The sequence below is a fragment of the Bacillus sp. Je.9.29.b genome (assembly GCF_051129925.1).
GTDB classification, from domain to species: domain Bacteria; phylum Bacillota; class Bacilli; order Bacillales; family Bacillaceae; genus Bacillus; species Bacillus safensis.
Window position 1 is genome coordinate 1 of the sequence record NZ_JBCPSO010000026.1, and the last position, 322, is coordinate 322.

The 322-nt window shown below is 55.9% G+C and carries 1 protein-coding gene; it reads right to left on the reverse strand.

Translation table 11 applies throughout. The annotated features are described in order from the left end of the window. A partial coding sequence (locus tag AAZR19_RS18935) for a hypothetical protein (protein WP_434703996.1) occupies positions 1–322 on the reverse strand: 322 nt, incomplete at both ends.

Below are 322 nucleotides of genomic sequence, written 5' to 3' on the forward strand. Positions count from 1 at the left end.
GTAGCTCCGGTAATACCCGTGGCGCCAGTAGGTCCAGTAGGTCCAGTAGCTCCAGTAATACCCGTGACACCTGTAGTCCCGGTAGGACCAGTATCTCCAGTGATACCCGTCGCACCAGTAGAACCAGTAGCTCCAGTAATACCCGTTGCACCTGTAGGTCCAGTAGCTCCAGTAATACCTGTAGCGCCAGTAGGACCAGTAGCTCCGGTAATACCCGTGGCGCCGGTAGAGCCAGTAGCTCCGGTAATACCCGTCACACCAGTAGGACCTGTTGGTCCAGTAATACCCGTTGCCCCCGTAGTTCCAGTTGAACCGGTGATAC